Raw genomic sequence first — 505 nt, forward strand, 5'->3', positions numbered from 1 at the left:
TTCTAGTTGCAGCTGCTTGTAGGCTTCCAGCTGAATTTCTAACGATTTGCGAGCTGCTTCTGTATCAGGGAATGATTTTTGAAGCTCTTGGCTACGGTTAATGGCAGCAATCCATGCTTCACGGCGAAGGTAAAAATCAGCGGTAGCTAAATCGTAATTCGCCAAGCGGTTTTTCAAGGCCACCATGCGTTTTTTTGCATCTTCCGCATATGGGCTGTTTGGATAACGTTGAAGCAGCTTCTTAAAGTCATCAAATGCTTTTTTCACGGGCTCTGGGTCGCGGTCGCTACGATCGATGCTAAACAGGTCGTGCATAAAGTTACGATCTTGAGCCATGTGGCTCAGGCCACGCATGTAAAGCACCCAGTCCATTTTTTCATGGGTAGGGTTTAGGCGCATAAAGCGAGAGATGGTTGCTAAGCCTAACGCTAGGTCGTCGTTTTTGTAGTATGCGTAAATAAGGTCAAGTTGCACCTGTTCAGAGTAGGCACCAAATGGGTAACGT

General features: G+C 46.5%; 1 protein-coding gene. It reads right to left on the bottom strand.

Annotated features, from left to right (window positions below; translation table 11 throughout):
- A partial coding sequence (locus tag R8N49_RS30850; RefSeq protein WP_318190914.1) for an outer membrane protein assembly factor BamD occupies positions 1-505 on the bottom strand: 505 nt, incomplete at both ends.

The organism is Vibrio sp. 1978, from assembly GCF_033344345.1.